This window comes from Pseudomonas sp. BAV 4579 (assembly GCF_009765395.1).
In the GTDB taxonomy this organism is placed as follows: Bacteria; Pseudomonadota; Gammaproteobacteria; order Pseudomonadales; family Pseudomonadaceae; genus Chryseomonas; species Chryseomonas aestiva.
The window spans coordinates 1-1261 of record NZ_WHOV01000248.1 but is presented as its reverse complement, the minus strand read 5'-3'; the positions used below and the strand labels follow the sequence as shown (position 1 = coordinate 1261).

Annotated in this window: 1 protein-coding gene; it reads left to right on the top strand. The window is 63.9% G+C overall.

The window, feature by feature from the left end; all coding sequences use genetic code 11:
* Nucleotides 1–1261 (top strand): type IV conjugative transfer system coupling protein TraD (gene traD, locus GSQ95_RS25745; RefSeq protein WP_158974016.1); only part of this gene is annotated, 1261 nt, incomplete at both ends.

The window sequence follows — 1261 nt, the reverse complement described above, 5'->3', positions numbered from 1 at the left end:
CGAGGCGCGCCTGGAGTTCGCGCCCTTCCCGCTCACCCTGCTGGCCAAGGCCACGGCCTGGGATAACGCCATGAACCCCTTCCGCCCGCTGCCCCCGGTGGGCGGTCTGCCGCGGCTACACGGCATCGAGCCGGAAGAGCACGACGTCAGCCTGCCGCTGGGCGAGCGAGTGGGTCACTCCATCGTCCTGGGCACCACTCGGGTGGGTAAGACGCGCCTGGCCGAACTCTTCATCACCCAGGACATCCGCCGCAAGCGGCACGGCCAGCATGAAGTCGTGATCGTATTCGATCCCAAGGGCGATGCGGACCTGCTCAAGCGTATGTACGTCGAGTGCGAGCGCGCCGGCCGGGCCAACGAGTTCTATGTCTTCCACCTGGGCTGGCCGGACCAGTCCGCCCGCTACAACGCGGTAGGCCGCTTCGGCCGGATCTCGGAGGTGGCCACCCGCGTTGCCGGCCAGCTATCCAGCGAGGGCAACTCGGCGGCCTTCAAGGAGTTCGCCTGGCGGTTCGTCAACATCATCGCCCGGGCCTTGGTCGCCCTCGGCCGGCGGCCGGACTATCTGCAGATCCAGCAGCACGTGATCAACATCGAAGGGCTGTTCCTGGAATACGCCCAGAAATACTTCGATGAGCACGACCCCAAGGCTTGGGAGAAGATCATCTTCATCGAGAGCAAGCTCAACGATAAAAACGTCCCCTTCAACATGAAGGGCCGACCGCTGCGGGTCATCGCCATCGACCAATACCTGAACCAGACGCGAGTGTTGGATCCGGTCATGGACGGTCTGCGCAGCGCCGTGCGCTACGACAAGACCTACTTCGACAAGATCGTCGCCTCGCTGCTGCCGCTGCTGGAGAAACTCACCACCGGCCGCATGGCCGAGCTGATCGCCCCGGACTACCACGACGTCAATGACCCGCGGCCGATCTTCGATTGGATGCAGGTGGTGCGCAAACGCGCCGTGGTCTACGTCGGCCTGGACGCCCTCTCCGACACCGAGGTCGCCGCAGCGGTCGGCAACTCCATGTTCTCCGACCTGGTCTCGGTTGCCGGCCACATCTACAAATACGGCATCGATGACGGCTTGCCCGGGGAGGCCAGTGGCAAGGTGGCCATCAACCTGCACGCCGATGAGTTCAATGAGCTGATTGGCGATGAGTTCATCCCCATGATCAACAAGAGCGGTGGCGCCGGTCTGCAAGTCACGGCCTATACCCAGACCCTGTCCGACATCGAGGCCAAGATCGGCAACCGC